This window comes from Pedobacter sp. R20-19 (assembly GCF_000708265.2).
GTDB lineage: Bacteria > Bacteroidota > Bacteroidia > Sphingobacteriales > Sphingobacteriaceae > Pedobacter.
Genome location: NZ_JCKI01000001.1, coordinates 50516 through 68821 on the forward strand (window position 1 = coordinate 50516; position 18306 = coordinate 68821).

Annotated in this window: 16 protein-coding genes; all 16 read right to left on the reverse strand. The window is 37.3% G+C overall.

Going from position 1 to position 18306, the window contains the following annotated elements; all coding sequences use genetic code 11:
- Window positions 1-11 precede the first annotated feature (11 nt).
- The 16 genes from AN34_RS00225 to AN34_RS00300 all read right to left on the reverse strand — a co-directional run bounded on the left by AN34_RS00225 (window position 12) and on the right by AN34_RS00300 (window position 18252).
- Window positions 12-1295, reverse strand: coding sequence for a nucleotide sugar dehydrogenase (locus tag AN34_RS00225; protein WP_029281072.1), 1284 nt, complete (start codon window positions 1293-1295; stop codon window positions 12-14).
- A gap of 152 nt (window positions 1296-1447) precedes the next feature.
- Entirely contained in the window at window positions 1448-2314 is an 867-nt protein-coding gene (gene rfbA / locus AN34_RS00230; protein ID WP_029281074.1) for a glucose-1-phosphate thymidylyltransferase RfbA, read from the reverse strand.
- A 35-nt stretch (window positions 2315-2349) separates the two neighbouring features.
- Window positions 2350-3216, reverse strand: a complete 867-nt coding sequence (rfbD, locus tag AN34_RS00235; protein WP_029281076.1) for a dTDP-4-dehydrorhamnose reductase — start codon at window positions 3214-3216, stop codon at window positions 2350-2352.
- Complete coding sequence (rfbC, locus tag AN34_RS00240) at window positions 3209-3757, reverse strand: dTDP-4-dehydrorhamnose 3,5-epimerase (protein ID WP_029281078.1); 549 nt, start codon at window positions 3755-3757, stop codon at window positions 3209-3211. Before rfbC ends, rfbD begins: the two co-directional genes overlap by 8 nt.
- Window positions 3757-4809 (reverse strand): dTDP-glucose 4,6-dehydratase, encoded by a 1053-nt coding sequence (rfbB, locus tag AN34_RS00245; RefSeq protein WP_029281081.1) that lies wholly within the window; start codon window positions 4807-4809, stop codon window positions 3757-3759. The genes rfbC and rfbB overlap by 1 nt, the downstream gene beginning before the upstream one ends.
- 303 nt (window positions 4810-5112) lie before the next feature.
- Window positions 5113-5676 (reverse strand): DUF3109 family protein, encoded by a 564-nt coding sequence (locus AN34_RS00250; RefSeq protein WP_029281083.1) that lies wholly within the window; start codon window positions 5674-5676, stop codon window positions 5113-5115.
- Window positions 5677-5678: 2 nt separating this feature from the next.
- Window positions 5679-6452, reverse strand: a complete 774-nt coding sequence (locus AN34_RS00255; RefSeq protein WP_029281085.1) for a DUF3108 domain-containing protein — start codon at window positions 6450-6452, stop codon at window positions 5679-5681.
- A gap of 83 nt (window positions 6453-6535) precedes the next feature.
- Window positions 6536-7051 (reverse strand): DUF2480 family protein, encoded by a 516-nt coding sequence (locus AN34_RS00260; protein ID WP_029281087.1) that lies wholly within the window; start codon window positions 7049-7051, stop codon window positions 6536-6538.
- A 65-nt stretch (window positions 7052-7116) separates the two neighbouring features.
- Complete coding sequence (locus tag AN34_RS00265; RefSeq protein ID WP_029281089.1) at window positions 7117-9201, reverse strand: SurA N-terminal domain-containing protein; 2085 nt, start codon at window positions 9199-9201, stop codon at window positions 7117-7119.
- A gap of 302 nt (window positions 9202-9503) precedes the next feature.
- Entirely contained in the window at window positions 9504-10076 is a 573-nt protein-coding gene (locus tag AN34_RS00270) for a hypothetical protein (protein WP_029281091.1), read from the reverse strand.
- A complete protein-coding gene (locus AN34_RS00275) occupies window positions 10076-11368 on the reverse strand; it encodes a hypothetical protein (RefSeq protein WP_051666188.1) in 1293 nt (430 codons plus the stop codon). Before AN34_RS00275 ends, AN34_RS00270 begins: the two co-directional genes overlap by 1 nt.
- Before the next feature lies 1 nt (window position 11369).
- Complete coding sequence (locus tag AN34_RS00280; RefSeq protein ID WP_029281095.1) at window positions 11370-12104, reverse strand: type III pantothenate kinase; 735 nt, start codon at window positions 12102-12104, stop codon at window positions 11370-11372.
- A gap of 146 nt (window positions 12105-12250) precedes the next feature.
- A complete protein-coding gene (locus AN34_RS00285; RefSeq protein ID WP_029281097.1) occupies window positions 12251-13231 on the reverse strand; it encodes a DUF6427 family protein in 981 nt (326 codons plus the stop codon).
- 328 nt (window positions 13232-13559) lie between these two features.
- Window positions 13560-14549, reverse strand: a complete 990-nt coding sequence (locus AN34_RS00290) for a glycosyltransferase family protein (RefSeq protein ID WP_029281099.1) — start codon at window positions 14547-14549, stop codon at window positions 13560-13562.
- 21 nt (window positions 14550-14570) lie between these two features.
- Entirely contained in the window at window positions 14571-15425 is an 855-nt protein-coding gene (locus AN34_RS00295; protein ID WP_029281101.1) for a UDP-2,3-diacylglucosamine diphosphatase, read from the reverse strand.
- Window positions 15426-15750: 325 nt separating this feature from the next.
- Entirely contained in the window at window positions 15751-18252 is a 2502-nt protein-coding gene (locus AN34_RS00300; protein WP_029281103.1) for a YfhO family protein, read from the reverse strand.
- Window positions 18253-18306: the final 54 nt, after the last annotated feature.

Here is an 18306-nt window from a genome sequence, read left to right on the forward strand (position 1 = left end):
ATTAAAAATCTTTACAACCTTGCATCTACAGCCGCACGATCAATAAAAGATTTCGTATCAAAGATAATGGTGCCCTTATCCTTCCAGCTTTTGAAATCAATTTTTTGGAAAGCATGATGGGCTACGGCTAAAATGACAGCATCATACGCAATAAAATCATTTTCAGTAATCAGATCAATACCATATTCTAAATGCACTTCTGCATGGTTGGCCCATGGATCATGAATATCAGCCTGGATGCTGAAGGATTGAAGTTCTTTATAAATATCGATTACTTTCGTATTTCGGGTATCAGGGCAATTTTCTTTAAAGGTAAAGCCCAGAATCAAAACTTTAGCGCCCTGAATCTGCTTGTTACGGGCCACCAGCATTTTGATGATTTTATTGGCGACAAACATCCCCATATTATCATTCACTCGCCTTCCCGATAAAATGACTTCTGGTTTATAACCCAATGCCTCCGATTTATGGGCCAGGTAATACGGATCTACGCCAATGCAATGCCCGCCAACCAAGCCAGGTTTATAATTTAGGAAATTCCATTTGGTGGCGGCCGCGGCGAGTACATCAGAAGTATCAATTTCCATGCGGTCGAAAATCAGTGCCAGCTCATTAACGAAGGAAATGTTCACATCACGCTGTGCGTTTTCAATCGCTTTGGAGGCTTCTGCCACTTTAATACTCGGTGCCAGATGCGTACCTGCAGTAATGATGGTGGCATAAAGTGCATCAACCGCTTGGGCAATCTCTGGCGTAGAACCAGAGGTAACCTTTTTAATTTTGGTCAGGGTATTGATTTTGTCGCCCGGGTTGATCCGTTCAGGTGAATAACCACAAAAGAAATCCTGGTTATAGTGTAGTCCGGAAACCCGCTCAAGCACTGGCACGCAGTCTTCTTCTGTACAACCTGGGTATACGGTTGATTCATAAATCACAATATCTTCCTTTTTTAAAATGGAGCCGATCATTTCACTGGCTTTGAGCAAGGGTTGAAGATCCGGCCTTTTCAGGTGATCTATCGGCGTGGGCACAGTGATGATATAAATACAACAAGAAGCAAGATCGTGGAGATGAGAACTCAGGCTTAAACCTTTACCCTGCCCAGTAAGCGCCAATACTGCAGCAAGATCAGGAAGATTGGCTTCATGAGTAAGATCCACTAAATCACCAAGACTTTTCACCCTGCTTTCATTGATGTCAAAGCCAATTACACGAAAGTGTTTGGCAAATTCTACAGCTAAAGGCAGGCCAACATAACCCAGGCCAATGATGGCAATGTCTTTTTTGGTATTCATATGTTTTATGATCGTGCCAAAGATAGGGCATAATTTCCGGTTCTGAAATCTTCAGCAGTATAGATGAAGGTTAACCTAAACCAAAGGAGCCCGGATAAATCCGGGCTCCTTTGGTATTTTAGTATTTTATAGCAGTTAAATAGCTTCAGCTATCAAGCTGATTTAATTTGCTTCAAAAGATAAGAACCATAACCGCTTTTAACAAGTGGTGTTGCAATGGCCTTAAGTTGTGCTGCATCTATGAATCCCATGCGATAGGCAATTTCTTCAATACAGCCAATCTTTAAACCCTGGCGTTCTTCAATAATCTGCACAAACTGACCCGCCTGCATTAAGGAAGTAAACGTACCGGTATCTAACCAGGCCGTACCACGACTTAAAACACCTACTTTAAGCTTTCCGCGTTCCAGATAAACACGGTTAATATCGGTAATTTCATATTCCCCACGAGGTGAAGGTTTAATATTCTTAGCAATTTCAACCACTTCATTATCGTAAAAATATAACCCGGGTACCGCATAATCAGATTTTGGAGAAACAGGTTTTTCCTCAATAGAAATGGCCTTTTTATCTTCATCAAATTCAACTACGCCGTAACGCTCCGGATCAGAAACCTGATAAGCAAAAACAACGCCTCCATCAGGGTCTGAACTGGCTTGCAGTAATTTGGCCATGCCATCACCATGGAAAATATTATCGCCCAATACAAGAGCAACCTTATCAGTACCAATAAATTCTTCACCAATCACAAAAGCCTGCGCCAATCCGTTAGGCTCGGCCTGCACGGCATAACTCAGTTTACAGCCGATAGCAGATCCATCGCCAAGTAATTTTTCAAAATTAGGCAGATCATGTGGTGTAGAAATGATAAGAATTTCTTTAATCCCGGCCAACATTAAGGTAGACAATGGATAATAAATCATGGGCTTATCATAAACCGGCATCATTTGTTTGCTACAAGCAAGTGTTAGGGGGTGTAAGCGGGTACCGCTTCCGCCAGCAAGAATTATACCTTTCATATTTGAATTTTGATTTACTTATGAACGCTTAATAGCTAATGATTATTTTCTTTTAATTTCTGAATACATGCTACTAAACTATTTCTCCAGTAGGGAATAGTTAAGTTAAAGGTATTTTTTATTTTGCTCTTATCCATTACCGAAAATGCTGGCCTAGTGGCTTTGGTTGGATAAGCAGATCCCGGAATAGGATTTACTTTAACCACTGTGTCACTGATCTCAAAAATTGCGCTTGCAAAATCAAACCAGGAGGTTACGCCTTCATTGCTATAGTGATAAATCCCATAAGCATCAGAACCAGATTCAATAATATCAAAAATAGCATTGGCTAAATCAATGGCATAGGTTGGTGTACCTACCTGATCAGCAATAATATTTAATTCATCACGATCTGCACCCAGCTTCAACATGGTTTTAACAAAGTTATTGGCATATTCAGAATATAACCAACTGGTACGGAGAATGAAATGAGACTTTAATAAAGCAACAACAGCCTTTTCTCCATCAAGTTTAGTTTGTCCGTAAACATTAATGGGCTGGGCAATATCATCCTCTAAAAGAAGTTTCACCTCATTTCCTTCAAAGACAAAATCGGTAGAAACGTGAATCAGGGTTGAACCATGAGCTGCACAGGCAATAGCCAGGTTAGCCGCACCGGTTTCATTTACAGCTTTCGCCAGGCCCACTTCATCTTCTGCTTTATCCACAGCCGTATAGGCCGCACAATTAATTACAAAAGCAGGCTGCTCTTTCGATAGCAAAGCCTGAAGGCCATCCTGGTTTAGGATATTCGCATCAGTTTCTGATGGAAATATAATTTCGGTAAGGCCACGTCTGGAAGCTACTGTTTTCAGGCATTGCCCAAGTTGGCCTCCCGCACCAATAACTAATATTTTATCCATGATGCAATTCAGCAAAAGTTTTTAATAAGAGATCCTTTTCTGAAACAGACTGCTGATCCTGAGGAATCATCCAGTCGATGTTTAAATCAGCATCGTTATAGATTACGCCTGTTTCTGAGGCTTTATTAAAAAAATTATCACATTTATAAAGAAATTCAGCAGTTTCACTCAATACAGAGAAACCATGCACGAAACCCCTGGGAATATACAATTGCAACTTATTTTCTGCACTCAAACGCACAGCTACATGCTGGCCATAAGTAGGTGAACCCGGACGGGCATCAACAGCTACATCCAATACTTCCCCTTTAGTTACCCGAACCAGTTTGGCTTGAGCAAATGCACCGGTTTGGGCATGCAAACCGCGAATAACACCATAAGAAGAATAAGATTGATTATCCTGAACAAAGTCGCCAGATAAACCTGTCTTATCCTCAAAGGTTTGTTTATTAAAACTTTCAAAGAAATATCCCCTTGGATCATCAAAAACCCTGGGTTTAATGATAATACAGTCTTTTAATCCTGTTTGCTCAATTTCCATTATTTTTCGCTGTATTGCTTATCGTAATAAGACTGGTAATTTCCTGAAGTAACATTATTTAACCATGCTTCATTTTGAAGGTACCAGTCAACGGTTTTCGCTAATCCTTCCTCAAATTGTAAACTCGGTACCCAATCTAACTGCTTTTGAAGTTTAGTAGAATCGATAGCATAACGTAAATCATGGCCTGCACGATCAGTAACATAAGTAATCAGCTTGGCTGATTCTCCTTTTTCACGACCCAATTTCTCGTCCATAATTTCACAAAGCAAATGGATCAGATCTATATTTTTCCATTCGTTATGGCCGCCAATGTTATAAGTATCTCCGGTTTTCGACTGGTGAAAAATGACATCAATAGCCCTGGCATGATCTTCCACCCAAAGCCAGTCACGCACATTTTCACCTTTACCATATACAGGCACTGGTTTATTGTTTTTAATATTATTGATAGCCAGCGGAATTAATTTTTCCGGAAAGTGGTGCGAACCATAATTGTTAGAGCAATTAGAAATCACACAATCCATTCCATAGGTATCATGATAAGCCCTAACAAAATGGTCAGAACTGGCTTTTGAAGCAGAATACGGGCTATGTGGATCATAAGCAGTGGTTTCCGTAAACATGCCTTCTTCGCCCAATGCACCATATACCTCATCAGTACTCACATGGTAAAAACGTTTTTGATCGTATTGACCCTTCCAGTGTTCTCTTGCGGCGTTAAGCAAGTTAACTGTTCCAATAACATTGGTCATTACAAAAGCGGTTGGATCGGTAATAGAACGATCTACATGACTTTCTGCAGCAAGGTGAATCACGGCATCAAAGTTTTCTTTTTTGAACAATTCACTCATGGCATTTGCATCAGTGATATCCTCTTTTACAAAACGATAATTAGCTTCGTTTTCAATATCGGTTAAATTCGCCAGGTTACCTGCATAGGTAAGCTTATCTAGATTTACGATTTCGTAACTTGGATAGTTTTTAACGAATCGACGTACTACATGAGAGCCTATAAAGCCTGCCCCACCGGTAATTAGAATTTTTTTCACAGTATATTAAATGTTTTCAATCGGCTAAAATAACATAGTTATTACAAATAAACAATTATGTGGATGTACATTTTGATTTTTAAAGATAAATAACCATCAAATTTGAGGAGCTTGCTTAACCGGACCTTGTTTAAAATAGAGATGTACACCCAAATTTCAATAAGCAAAAGAATGCCATTTAGCTGGCATCCTGGCCATATCCTATGGCCGTCCTATTGCATGATGGTTGCATGTTGAGGCATATATAATGCATGCATAATAATTAAAGTTCGAATAAAATTTCCCTATTATAAAAACCCAGCTTTACATCGCTGCAACAGAATGCTCCAGTTCTTTGTACCACTCTTCTCCATATTTTCTAATCAGTGGTCCTTTCAAAAAACTATAAACCGGGATTTTTAATTCTCTTCCAAAAGTACAGGCATCATGACAGATATGCCAGCGATCGTAATTTAATACATCAAATTCAGGGTATTTAGTAATTCGGATAGGGTAGAGGTGACATGATATTGGTTTTTGCCAATCAACAATACCTTCTTCATATGCTTTTTCAATGGCACACTTGGTAATGCCGTTTTCAAAGAGCACATAGGCACATTCTTTATTTTTATCTACACAAGGGGTGGTCAGATCTCCATCCTCATCCACTACATAAGTGCCTTGTTCTTCAATAGCCCTAATCCCTTTTTCATTTAAAAGATGTTTGATCTTCGGATATATTTCTGTTAAAATAGCGGTCTCTTCCTGATCCAAAGGGGCACCAGAATCACCTTCTACACAACAAATACCTTTACATTTGCTTAAATTACAAACGAAATTCTCTTTTAACACATCTTCGTGCACCAGCACCTGTTCAACTTCTATCATCATTATTCTTTTGCCAAGGCATATTTTAAACCCGCAGCTGATTTTAATTCCATGGTTACAGCACCAACCAATATTTCCACCTGAGCTTTTACCGGAACACGATTCCCATCATCCGTTACCCACAAATATAAGCGACTATCCTTCTTAAAAATACGGCCAGGTTTAATGGATGGACTAAATTTGAGGCATCGTATATTGCCCAATTTACTTTTGATTGTTTCCTTACCAACATATTCTATTTCCAGTGCAGAGATTTCATCTTGCAGAAAGTAATTGAGCTTGAAGGTATCGCCTACTTTCATTTTACTAATATCTAAACTTCTGGCAAAATAATAGGCAGATACCAAATCGAAAGTCTGGGTAGTGGGGGTATTAAATGTTCCTCGGTTAGAAACCACTTTCTTTCCATCCTGATTAAATCTGGCTTTATCCTGTCTTTTATAACTGGCTTCCCTGATATTTTCCTGGTAGAAGTAAGGGAGCAAATCTGTTTTATCAATATAGGAATCATAACGATCCCTGATCTTATAAAAAACATCAAAGGTACCGGAAGTTTGCGCATCAACCGACAACCGGTATGTTGGCCTATTATCAAATTTTAAATCTGAATTGGTCACCTTGATCGTTGCCTCTGCAGCAGTGATAAATCCATATCGAAGTCGATACTGTAACACCTCCCCATCCTGAAAAACAGCCTCTTTTTTTAAGGGTAGCTGTTGGGCCTGGGTAACTAGAGTTGCAATAATGCTAATAAAAGTTAAAAATATCTTTCTCATTTGCTTGTGTGTAGAGGTGAATTCAATAATAATCACCTTAAAATATCCAATCCTGATGAAAGATATACAAAAAGCAAACCAATTTAATCTTTTCTTTTAAATACCGGAACGGTAGAGCAAGGTTCGCCAAACATGATACTTTTCACAATTGGTGTTAATAAATTGGTAATCTCAACATATGCAGATACTGGAATGTCTATATCACCACAACCTTTTATCACTACACGCTCGTTGGCATAATCTGCAATGTTGATTTTTGATAATGCCTTAGTCATCAGCACCGCTTCGAGGGTCTCAATACCACCAAAAACAACTTCATGCGCGTAAGGACTCATTTTATTAGCCAGCAACATGTAAGCCCAGGTAGGGACAATCGCATCAGCAGAACAAATAATGCCGACATTTTTATCTTGATATTGCGCCCAGTTATGGTCCTTTATAAATGCCCTGAAATCCTTTTCCCTTAACATTAATCCATGAAAAAGATTTTCCTTAATATCATAGATAACCCGCTCACCTGGGTGATAATAGTCTTCCAGGTTGAGGGTGATTAATCCGCTATTGGCTACTTTGTTGATAATGTTCTCTTGTATCTCCATGGCACTAAATAAAAAAACCGTTCCGAATATACTTCGGAACGGTTACAAAACTACGTAATTTCTAATTAATAGAATTTCACACGATTGTCTTTTATCTTCGCATTATCTTGTAAGGCCTGGAAAGCAGATTGTAAAGAACGCTGTCCTAAACTCATTAACATTCCTTCTTTTTGTTTAAACATGTTTGCAATGGGTGCCGGATTAGTAAATCCATCAACAGAAAACACATAAACACCACGCTCACCATCTACCGGAGCAGAAACTTTACCTGGCTGAGAACCAAATACACTACCCACTAATTTATTTTCTTGCGCAATACCAGGAAGAATTGGATTTGCAAAAACTATATTCTGAACTGGATTAACTGTACGCGACACCTTAGAAGCAATTTGAGCTAAGCTTGCTTTACCAGCACTATTGAATTTATCCTTCAACATTTTAGCTTTAACTGCATTGCGAACCATAGGCTCAATTTCTTTTTTAACCTGATCTAAAGTTAAAATACCTTTTGGCTTAACATCAGTTAGATGAGCTATCACGTAAGCACTAGCCATGGTGTAGATTTGAGGCAGTACATCACCTTGATCTGCAGCATAAGCATCTTGAATTAATTTACGTGGATTATCCAATCCAGGTGCAAAACCTTGAGTCGCTGTAATTTTATCAGCAACTGCCAATTTCAACCCCTTTTCCTTTGCGTATTTAGAAAAGTCTTTTCCTTTAACATCATTTAAGAAACTACTTGCTGCTTTGTAAGCTGCAGCTTGTGTTTTACTACTTGGAGCTAAAGCTTTCTCTATGTAAGCCAGTTTAGCCACTTTTGATGAACCAATTTGCTTCTCAATTTTAATAACATGTACACCAAACTGTGATTTAACAACTTTAATGTCACCAGCTTTTCCTTCAAATACAGCGTTCTCGAATTCTGGAACCATTGCACCACGTGCAAATGTACCCAATTCTCCACCCTTATCTTTAGAACCATCTACACTATAGGTTTGCGCCAATTGTGCAAAGTTACCCCCTTTTAAGATTAAGCCTTTTAAAGAGTCTGCCAATTTGATAGCTTTATCTTCTCCACCCATTTTTGCCGGATCAAGTAAAATATGGCTCGCTTTAACCGAATCTGGCGAGAAACGGGTATCAACAACTTTCAATAATTTATAAGAATTGTTTGATAAAACAGGACCATAATAACTTCCTGCCGGCAATGCAAAAACTGCTGAATCTACCGCAGGATCTAACTTGCCTTTTGTTAAATAAGTATATGGAACTTTAACTTCTGAATTGATCGCTGCAAAAAGAGAATCATTTTTAGCTACTTTAAAATCTGCTGCAATTTTATCTATCTGTGATTTAACAGCTGCTGAATCACCCGCGGTTGGATTGATGTTAAAGGAAACATATTCAAAAGAACGGCTTTCTTGTGGATTATTGAAACGGGCTTTGTTTTGATCATAATATTCCGTGTAATCACCATCCGTTAATTTTACCGATGCATCTGGAATACTGCTATAATCAAGGCTTACATATTTAAAGTTAGCCAGTTTATTTCTGTTAGTATATTCATCTGTTGCTTCAAGCGAAGTTACATAAACAGAATTACGGATTAAATTGGAATATTTAGTCTGCAAAGCCTGATTGGTAATTTCTTGCTGTAAAAGATTAGATTGTTGTAATGCCTGTGGCTCTTTTGATTTTAAAAAGTTCATGAGGGTTGCACGATCCAACTGTCCGGTTTGAGGATTGGCAAAATATTGTTTTACCAATGGGCTTGGATTTTGACCTTGTAGCAAGTCCAATAACTCATCCTCAGAAACAGTAAGTCCTAAACGGTCATATTCTTTAGTTAATAATACTTTTCCCAATTCAGCATTCCAGGCCTGATCTACAGCCATTGCAGTCATTTGTGCATTTACGCTTCCGCCGTATTGTTGTTTGAATTGATTTAAACTTTGATCTACTTTTGGTTGAAAATCATCAATACTGATGTCATTTCCATCTACAGAACCTACTACCTTTTGGTTTGCTGACCAGAAAGGCTTACCCACGTTAATTGCATCACCTACTAAAAATGCAACAATTGCAAAACCAATGGCGAAGACCAGGATATAGCCCGCACGGTTACGCAAAAATGTCATTAATCCCATATTGTACTTTATAAATTTATTTAGTTTTTTTTAAGAGGGCGCAAGATACAAATTTGCCTTAAAAAAGAAAACACAAAATTTTATTTATCAAGTGTTTAATTTTTAAGCAAATAGGATGAGGAAAATAGGGGATTAGAGAAGGGAAAAATAGGGAGCACAAATAAAAAAATGATAAATTGGGGAATAGAAAGAAATGAAACAAAGCATTCTAGAAATTTAAAACTAACTTATCCCTTTATTCAAACTCACTCATTCAAAATTTACTCATTTTCCCATTCAAAATTCACTCCCTCTATCATCATCTATGGCGCAACACCCTCCTGCATATTCAACTGCCCGCTGCCAGTCTCCATCTCATAGGTACTGAAATCCTGAGGAGCCTTAAAGTTTATTCCATCTCCAATACTTCCATCAGCACCTTTAACATACACCCTTTGGTTGGAATAAAAAATCTTCTTTGCCTCATCCCAGATTAATTCTTCAGAAGAAAAAGTATCACCCTTATCATTTTTAACCACTACGTTTTTCCTGAAGATGGTTTGCTTAATCTCATCTTTTCTGATGGCATAATCACATACCAGATTACCATCAATGGTTCCTTTAGGATTAAAGAAGTCGATATTAACGCCTTTAATCATCTCTTCATAAGCTACACCTGTTGATGGCGTAACCTTATCCATGATGGGAGCTTTTCCTCTAGCCTTTACCCTTGCCGAATCACTGTAGATAATTTCAACGCCAATTGTACGGTCTCTTGTAAAAGTTATTTTTTTGGCAGATATAGCATTAGCTTTTTTTAGGTCATCCTCTCCACATGCTACCAAAAAAAGCAGTAACCCCAGCACCAAACCATAAAGAAATGTTTGCAGCCTCATTAATCAACTCTGTATCTACGGAACCAGGTATCGTTAAGCGTGAAGCCTAAATGGAAGTTAATATATTGTTCTTTGACCAGATTATTAGTTAGTGTACCTCTTTGGCCAATCTCTGTAGTAAAATTGATTTTGTAGAAAGCTGAGCCTGCATTAGCTGTTGGAAGTGGAAAACCAAAGCCAAATGATGCACCCATTTGCTTAATATCCTGATTTCCAATTTTAACATAGGTTTTATCATAGCTAACACCTAAACGATAATCTACCCGTTTTAAATAACTGTTATATGAAGTATAATCTGGTGTCCATTGTCCCCCCAATGATGCGCCCCAGCTATCTTGTAAGCCAGAATTAACATTATTGATACTGGTTGCCGACCATTTACTCATTCTAAAATCAGCACCAATTAACCATTTATCATTTTGCTGTAGAGAGATTCCAAAGTTATGTGATAACGGCAGTGTTAGAGAAGATTTTGGATTATTCACTACATTTAAAGTATCTGTAGCAACATTTTCTGTACCATCTGCTGCCCTGGTATATTGTATAGCGTAGGAATTTTGCTGTGAATTAATTTTAGAAGAACTACTTCCAGAATAACCTAAGGTTAGTAAAGTTTTACTCCCTAAATTAAAATCATACTGAATTCCATAAGAATAATTTAGGCCGCCAACGCTGTTTTTATTTTGAAGCTTTGCATTAATTGCGCCTGTAGCATTATACTCCGTAGCCCTGGTGGTCAGTAAGTTTCCAAAAATATATTCAACGTTACCACCTATCCTTAAATGGTCTCCAAAACGATGTCCGTAACCAAAGTATGCTTTAGATAAACCACCTTCGCCTTCATAAAGCTGATTAACAGATTGGGTATCTATTTTAACAGTGTTTTTGTAAGAATATCCAAGATCAGAATAAGGCATAACACCAAAACTAATGGCTGATTTTCTACTTACTGGGATAGCGAAGGCCAAATGGCTAAACGTAGAGTTAAAACTTGATTCTGTTAAATCATTTTTAGATAAATTCGTCAGATTGGCACTCATTCCAATATCGATGGTGGTTAAAGTAATACCAGAATATGATGCCGGGTTTTGCATGTTGATATAATTAAACCCGGTTACTTTATTCACAGCAGTAGAAATACCACCCATAGCCCTCAGCTGAGGAAGTAATGAACCTTTAATATTTCCAAGGCCAAATCTCGAATATGGTGATGATGTGGTAACCTGCGCCTGAGCACCTAAACCACAAACTAAAACGAGTATGGCTGCAATATAATTTATTCTTTTGTACATTTTAATCTGCAATAGCTTCATTTAATCCTTTTAAAACCAAGTATGGATCTTTTATAATTTGAGGGGCAAAGATGCTGTTTTGTAATTGCTTAAACAAAAAATTAGCGTCGCCCCCTGTTATAATCACCTTTAAAGTACTTTCTTTTATATTATTTAAGGCTATATAACCTTCAATTTCATTTATAATTCCTTGTAAAACCCCATTTTTCATTGCAGAAATGGTATCGAAGCCTTCCGGAATTCCTTCATTCGCATCCCAATTTACTTCAGGCAACCTTCCGGTATATTCATGCATTGATTTAAAACGCATTTTTATCCCCGGACTAATACTTCCTCCGAAATATTCATTTTTACCAGTAAGCAGATCATAGGTGATGCAGGTTCCGGCGTCTATCACCAAACAAGCTGTTCCAAAACCTAAACCATTTGCACCTAAAACGGCTGCCCATCGGTCTAAACCTAAAGTATTCGGTGTTTGGTATCGGTTAATCACTCCATTTGTTAGTGAAGTTGAAAACCGGGTATAGTTTGTATGCTTTTTTAAGTATCCCTCTAAAGTTGTAATTCCCTGATTTACACTACTGATAATTGCTTTTTGAGGCGAAAATTTATCAATTAGATGTGCTAAATCAATAATACCTACTTTAATCAAGCGAAGATGATGGATAATTTCACGATCAGCAAAAACAGCTATTTTTGCCGATGAGTTTCCAATATCAATAGTTAATCTATGCATAGATACACTGTTATGCGATTATCTTCCGATCTGAAACCATACCTATACCAACCAGATTAAAACCTAAACAAGCTTTAATGCGAAACTTCATGCCACAAAGCTATTAATCTTTGTTAAGTTTTGTTCTAGTTTTTTGTTAAAAAAGGTTAAACAAAAAGAAAGTATTGTACAGAAAGAACAAATAAAATAAATAGCGTTTCATAGAACCATCGGATTTTGGCATTGCTAAAATAATAGGCTAAAAGCACTGCTCCAGGTGGCACACATAGTAAAAAATGCCAGGTGCGGAAATGGGGTTTCAGATAGAAACTTGCCCCTGCAACAATGAACATGAAGAACAATAATTGAAAGGCTTTGCGGGTACTAATAAAGCTTCTGAAGAAGTTCTCGCGAAGTTGGAGCGAAGCCAGAATAATAATAACCGTAACTGGAATGAGCACCAGGTAATCATTGTAATTGATTTTAAAAACGGAAGGAAATTTACTTCCTAATGGCCTCCAAATCTGATAAAAGGAAACAATATTATCTTTCCAGTAATAAAATACGGCCAGAAAAAAAAAGATGGTAAGAAAGCCCACAAGCCCGGCAACCCACTCACGCCAATTAAACGACCTAAAAAGCAAAAGCGCCAAAAAGATAAGCAGCAGCATGGCCATAAACGGAAAATAAATAAGTGTGCCCACACCAATGATCATTCCGATATCAAAAACGGTTGTAATAGAATTTGCACTTTTATTCAGTTTTAGAAATTTATCAATTAACCAGATAAGCAGAAAATTGGTGATTAATGCCGGACTTAAAACCATAAATGGCATAAATAAACTAGTACCCGTTACATACATTAAAGCCGGTAAGAAACTTGGCTTAGCAAGCAGATTATGATTATTGGCAACACGATTAAATATTAAAGCCTGAACAAAAACCAATGATGAGGCTATGAAAATATTAGCTGATGGGGAAAGTGCGTTGTCTAAATCTATGTTAATCAGCAACCTTGCAAAAGGCTCCAGGAAATCAAAATTCAGCTGTGCTGGCAACTCATGAAATATGGCAATACGCATAAAAAACGTGTAAGCCAATAATAAAATGAGGTTAATGGGATTTAGCTTTCTAAACTGATTAATCATGCCTTTTTCAAAGAGATGCAAAGTAAAGAAAATAATTTAAGAAAGATTAAGGTGGAAAAACTAAAGCTTAAAGACCAAAGCACAAAGCTTAAATTTTGTTTTGTAGTTTAATAACACTCCACCTTCATTAACTTATTTGCCTTATATGATCAAAATACCATACAATTGATCAAAACTTTTCTCTTTAAAAATTATAAAATTCTTTATCCATTAGGAATTAACTGCAATGATTTATTTAAATAGCTAAATATTTTACCACCTGAGACAGTTATGTATTTGGCAACCAATGAACCTTTTAAATTCCGGACTTTAAACACACCATTTGGAATTAAACCCTTGCGTATTTTTTCACCATATCATCAATAATCTGAGCCGTCTCATCCGGAAAATCAAACTCATGTTTTTGAGGGTTTGCTACCCACTCTCTAATCACTGGTAACCAGTTACTGGAGCTACCCCAAATTACAGGTAAACCAAATTGCTTTAAAGCATAAGCATTACACTGTTGCTCAAACTGAAAGCGCATAGGCGCAACAAGTAATTTTTTCTTCAAATAAAGCGCTTCTGATGGACCTTCAAAACCGCCTCCTGTAAATAAACCCTCACAAGTAGCCAAACTCTTGTTGAACTTTTCATTGTTCACCGGTTCTACGAATATATTTCCTTCCTGATATGCAACTTTACTATGTTTTGAAAAGACTTCCCATTTCACTTCTGGCAGTTGCATAAAAAGCTTCACCAGTCGTTTATCATCAATAGCAGGCAAGTAAACGGTATAATGACCGAGATTTTTAGTTTGCATGGCTCTTATTTCAGATCGGATAACTGGCGTATGAATAAAACTGTCATACCGATCAAAGTGAAAACCAATATGATGTTTGGTCGGTGCGTACCGACTTAAGATTAACTTCCCCCAGTCTAACGTTTTAGGGCGTGGAACTTTTTTAGATTTAAATGCTGCCTGATGGCTTAAAGAAACACATTCTATCCCCTGAAGCTTACAGGCCCAGGCACTTACAGGCTCAAAATCATTAACAATAAGGTTATAATCCTTTAACTGAAGCTGCTTCATATCTTTTCTGAAACGGAAAAGATTCATGCTTAACCAAGTTTTGAAATGGTCAACACCGCCCTTTTTTCCAAAGACAAAACTGAAACCATGTAGCTGATATTTTACCGGCTGACTCAATTTTACATCAGCTTGTGTTCCACTAACCAGAATATCGAGTTCGCCATATTTCTGCAGTAGCGGAATAATTTCACGGGCTCTACTAATATGCCCATTTCCGGTTCCCTGTATTGCATAGAGTATCTTCATTTAAGCCCTAATATCTCAAATTTATTGAGCAATTTCATATTTTATATGTTGCAAAAGAATATTTACATCTAATTTACTCTTCAAATCTTCTGAATCTGAAAGGATTCCATCATCTGTTTCATCCTTAACAAATTCTTTATAGTCATATTTAAAAATGTTCCAATTTTGATTCTGGTATTCTAATGCCGTTAAACTTTCTACCCAATCGCCACTATTCAGATAAGTTACGCTTCCATGATCCATAGCAATATCACGCTTTTCTGCCTGGTGAATATGGCCACAAACTACATATTCATAGCCTTTTTCTATAGCCAGTTCGGCAGCTGTTTGTTCAAAACTATTGATAAACTTCACAGCATCCTTAAACCTGGCTTTGATTTTTTTAGAAAAACTCATTTTCTCTCTACCTAAAGCCGTAAGCACCCAATTTACGAAGCTGTTAATAAGAATAAGGCTGTCATAACCAACTGCACCCATTTTTGCCAGCCACTTAGAATGTTGCATGGTTACATCAAATACATCACCATGAAAAAACCAGGCTTTCTTACCGTCCAATTCCATGATCAGTTTATTCTGGAGATGAAATGTTCCCATTTCCATGCCATCAAATTTACGGAGCATTTCATCATGGTTGCCTGTAAGGTAGTGCACTTGAACTCCTTCAGAAACAAATTTCATTAATTTGCGAACCACTTTCATATGCGACTCTGGCCAGTAGCGTTTGCTGAATTGCCAGATATCTATAATATCTCCATTTAAGATAAGGGTTTTAGGCTTAATGCTTTTGAGATACTTTAAAAGTTCTTTAGCATGGCAGCCATAAGTGCCCAAATGTACATCGGATATTACGACTACATCAACATTTCTTTTGTTCATAAATTAAAATTTGGGGGGACGAATGCTAGTACCGCTTCAAAAAAGCAGTTCAGATATAAAAATAATGCCTTACCAGTCTTCTTCCTCATCAAGTTTTACCTCGAAAGGGCTAAAGAAATAAAGTACAATTATTAGCAGGCATACGGCAAAGAATGATTCTAACATATCATCTGATTTACATTACAAATGTAAGACACTGTCTATCAACCAAATGTTACGCGATTGTTAAATTATTCTTCGTTATGATAAATTAAGTTAAAAGGATAGAGCATAAAAAAACCCATAAGATTTTATCCTTATGGGTTTTAAATAATGGTCGATCAGTTTACGCTTTTACTTCCACTGATTTTTTCTTATTCTCGGCATAAATACCGAATCCTAATGCTGCCAGCAAAAGAATTGATCCCGCTAGGGAAATGTTTTCTCCGGCATAATATGATGTTGGGTGGAAAATGAACTCAAGTTTATGGTTACCCGCTTCCAGTTTTGCCGCACGTAATACGTAATCTGCTCTGAAATAGGGTTTCTCCACACCATCAATATACATTTTCCATCCTTTATTGTAATAAATTTCAGAGAAAACTGCTACGACTTCTTTCGCAGTAGAATATTCGTAAGTTAAATGATCAGGATTATAGTTGGTTAATTTTATAAAACCTTCCTGTCCTGTACCTAAAATTTTGCTATCTACCAATCCTTTAAAGCTTTCATCTACAATAGCCTCTTTTCTAGCATCAAAACTGCTAATGGCTTTCATCTCCTCATCAGAATTTTTAACAAACTGTATGCTTTCTACAAACCAGGCATTGCCAGCAGCTGTAGGGTTACGCTGCATTTTATATGATCCTGTTTTTTGATCCTGTGTAATGATGTATTTTGTGTTCAGCATATCCAACACATCCTGATTGATGCTTTTGCTGAACTGATGCTGAATGAGCTCATCAAAACGTTTTAATTTAGCAGCATGATAACCACCAACTGTTTTATGGAATGATGAAGTACTGGCATCATTAAAAGTATTGATAGAGGCATCGAAAACCCTAAAGTTCGGATCTTTATCTGCAGAAATAAAATTATCTACATCTCTAGGCTGAAAATAATTGGAAACCGTTGTTTTTGGCTCAAAGTTTTTATTATTCAAATAGCGGCGATCTATCTGCCACATATCTACTAAAATGGAAAGTGCTAATAATCCGAAAGCCAATTGTGCATTTAATTTTTTTGTAATAAATGCCCAGATAATACCAAAACCTATTAAGATAAAAAAGAAGGAACGGAAAGCATCTCCACGACCAATAGCAATTCTATCTTCAACTAAACCATTCGCAATTTTCTGTGCAACACCTGCATTATTTTGCAAGCTCTGGGTTAAAGCTTGTACTATTTGTGCATGATTTGAAGCCTGAAAACTAAAGAATAGTGTAGGTGCAATAGCTACAATAAGTGCAAAACCACCTGTTATTCCGGCAGACCATGTTAGTTTCTTAACTAAAACTTTCTGATCAATATTGCCATCCTGTACTTCCTTAACTGCTAAAAGCGCTAATATAGGAACCATTAATCCAACTACAGCCAAGATTGATTCTACGGCCCTGAATTTATTATAAAGTGGGAAATAATCGAAGAAGATATTACTTACTAATGGGAAATGGCGGCCGAATGATAATAATATAAATAATATTGTTGTGGACAGAATCCACCATTTTAAAGGATTGCGAACGATGAATAATCCAAATACAAATAAGAAACAGATAATTGCACCAAAGTAATAGCCTCCTTGAGTAAAAGGTTTTTCACCCCAGTATTGCTGCATATTTAACTGTTGTCCCAATTGCTGAATAGCTTGAGTGGTTTGCGCCTGGTCTCCGCCCGTAATTTCAGCTACGGCTTTGTACATATTTCCATCAGGCTTAACCAGCTCTTCTACACCGGATGCACCGCCATATAAATCAGGTATTAAAAAGGTAAAGCTTTCACCAACACCCTGGCTCCATTGATACGCATACTCTTTTGACATTCCAGAGTCCTTATCAGTTGAAGTTTCTGCTGTCAGATTGGATTTACCGCGATTGGTTTCTTTGGCGTATTCTGCTGTTGACCATAGTAAACTTGCATTAATCATTATGGCAAGCACTACTGATAAAGCAAGAAAGCCAAATGATTTAATCAAATTTGAAATCGTTTTATTTCGATATGCCTGATAAAGCTCTACCAAAACGAAAACCAAAATAGCCAACAATAAATAATAAGTCATCTGCACGTGGTTGGTCCTGATTTCCAAGGCTAGAAACAGCGCTGTTAAACTTGCGCCATACCAATACTTCCCTCTGATAGTTAGCAGTATACTGGCTATAATTGGCGCAAAAAAACCAATTGCAAGCGCTTTACTACTGTGTCCACTAGCAATTAACACAAAATTGTAAGTTGTAAATGTAAATGCAATGGCACCTGCTGCAGCCAGCCATGGATTAACTTTTAATACGATAAATAAGAAATAAGCCCCAAAAAGAAGTAACAATACCGTACCTGTTGGATTTGGCAGTGCCTTCGTGATCAAAGCAATTCCATAAGTTGCGCCGTTATAGGCGTAAGGTACCCAGATTTGATATGCAGGCATTCCTCCAAACATTTGGTTGGTCCAGAGTGGTGCTTTGCCATCCTTTTCCTTAAAATCCATAATTTCCTTTTGCATGGCCTGCGATTGGATCACATCGCTCTGCGCTGGCGCCTTACCCTGTAAAACAGGACTGAAGTAGGCAAAAGTAATGACTACAAAAATTGCTATGATGGCTAAGTGAATGCCATTTTTGTTAAACCAGTTATTCATTAAGGTTTGTTTAAATTAAAGGAATGTCAAAAATAAAAAATTGGTCGGTATAAA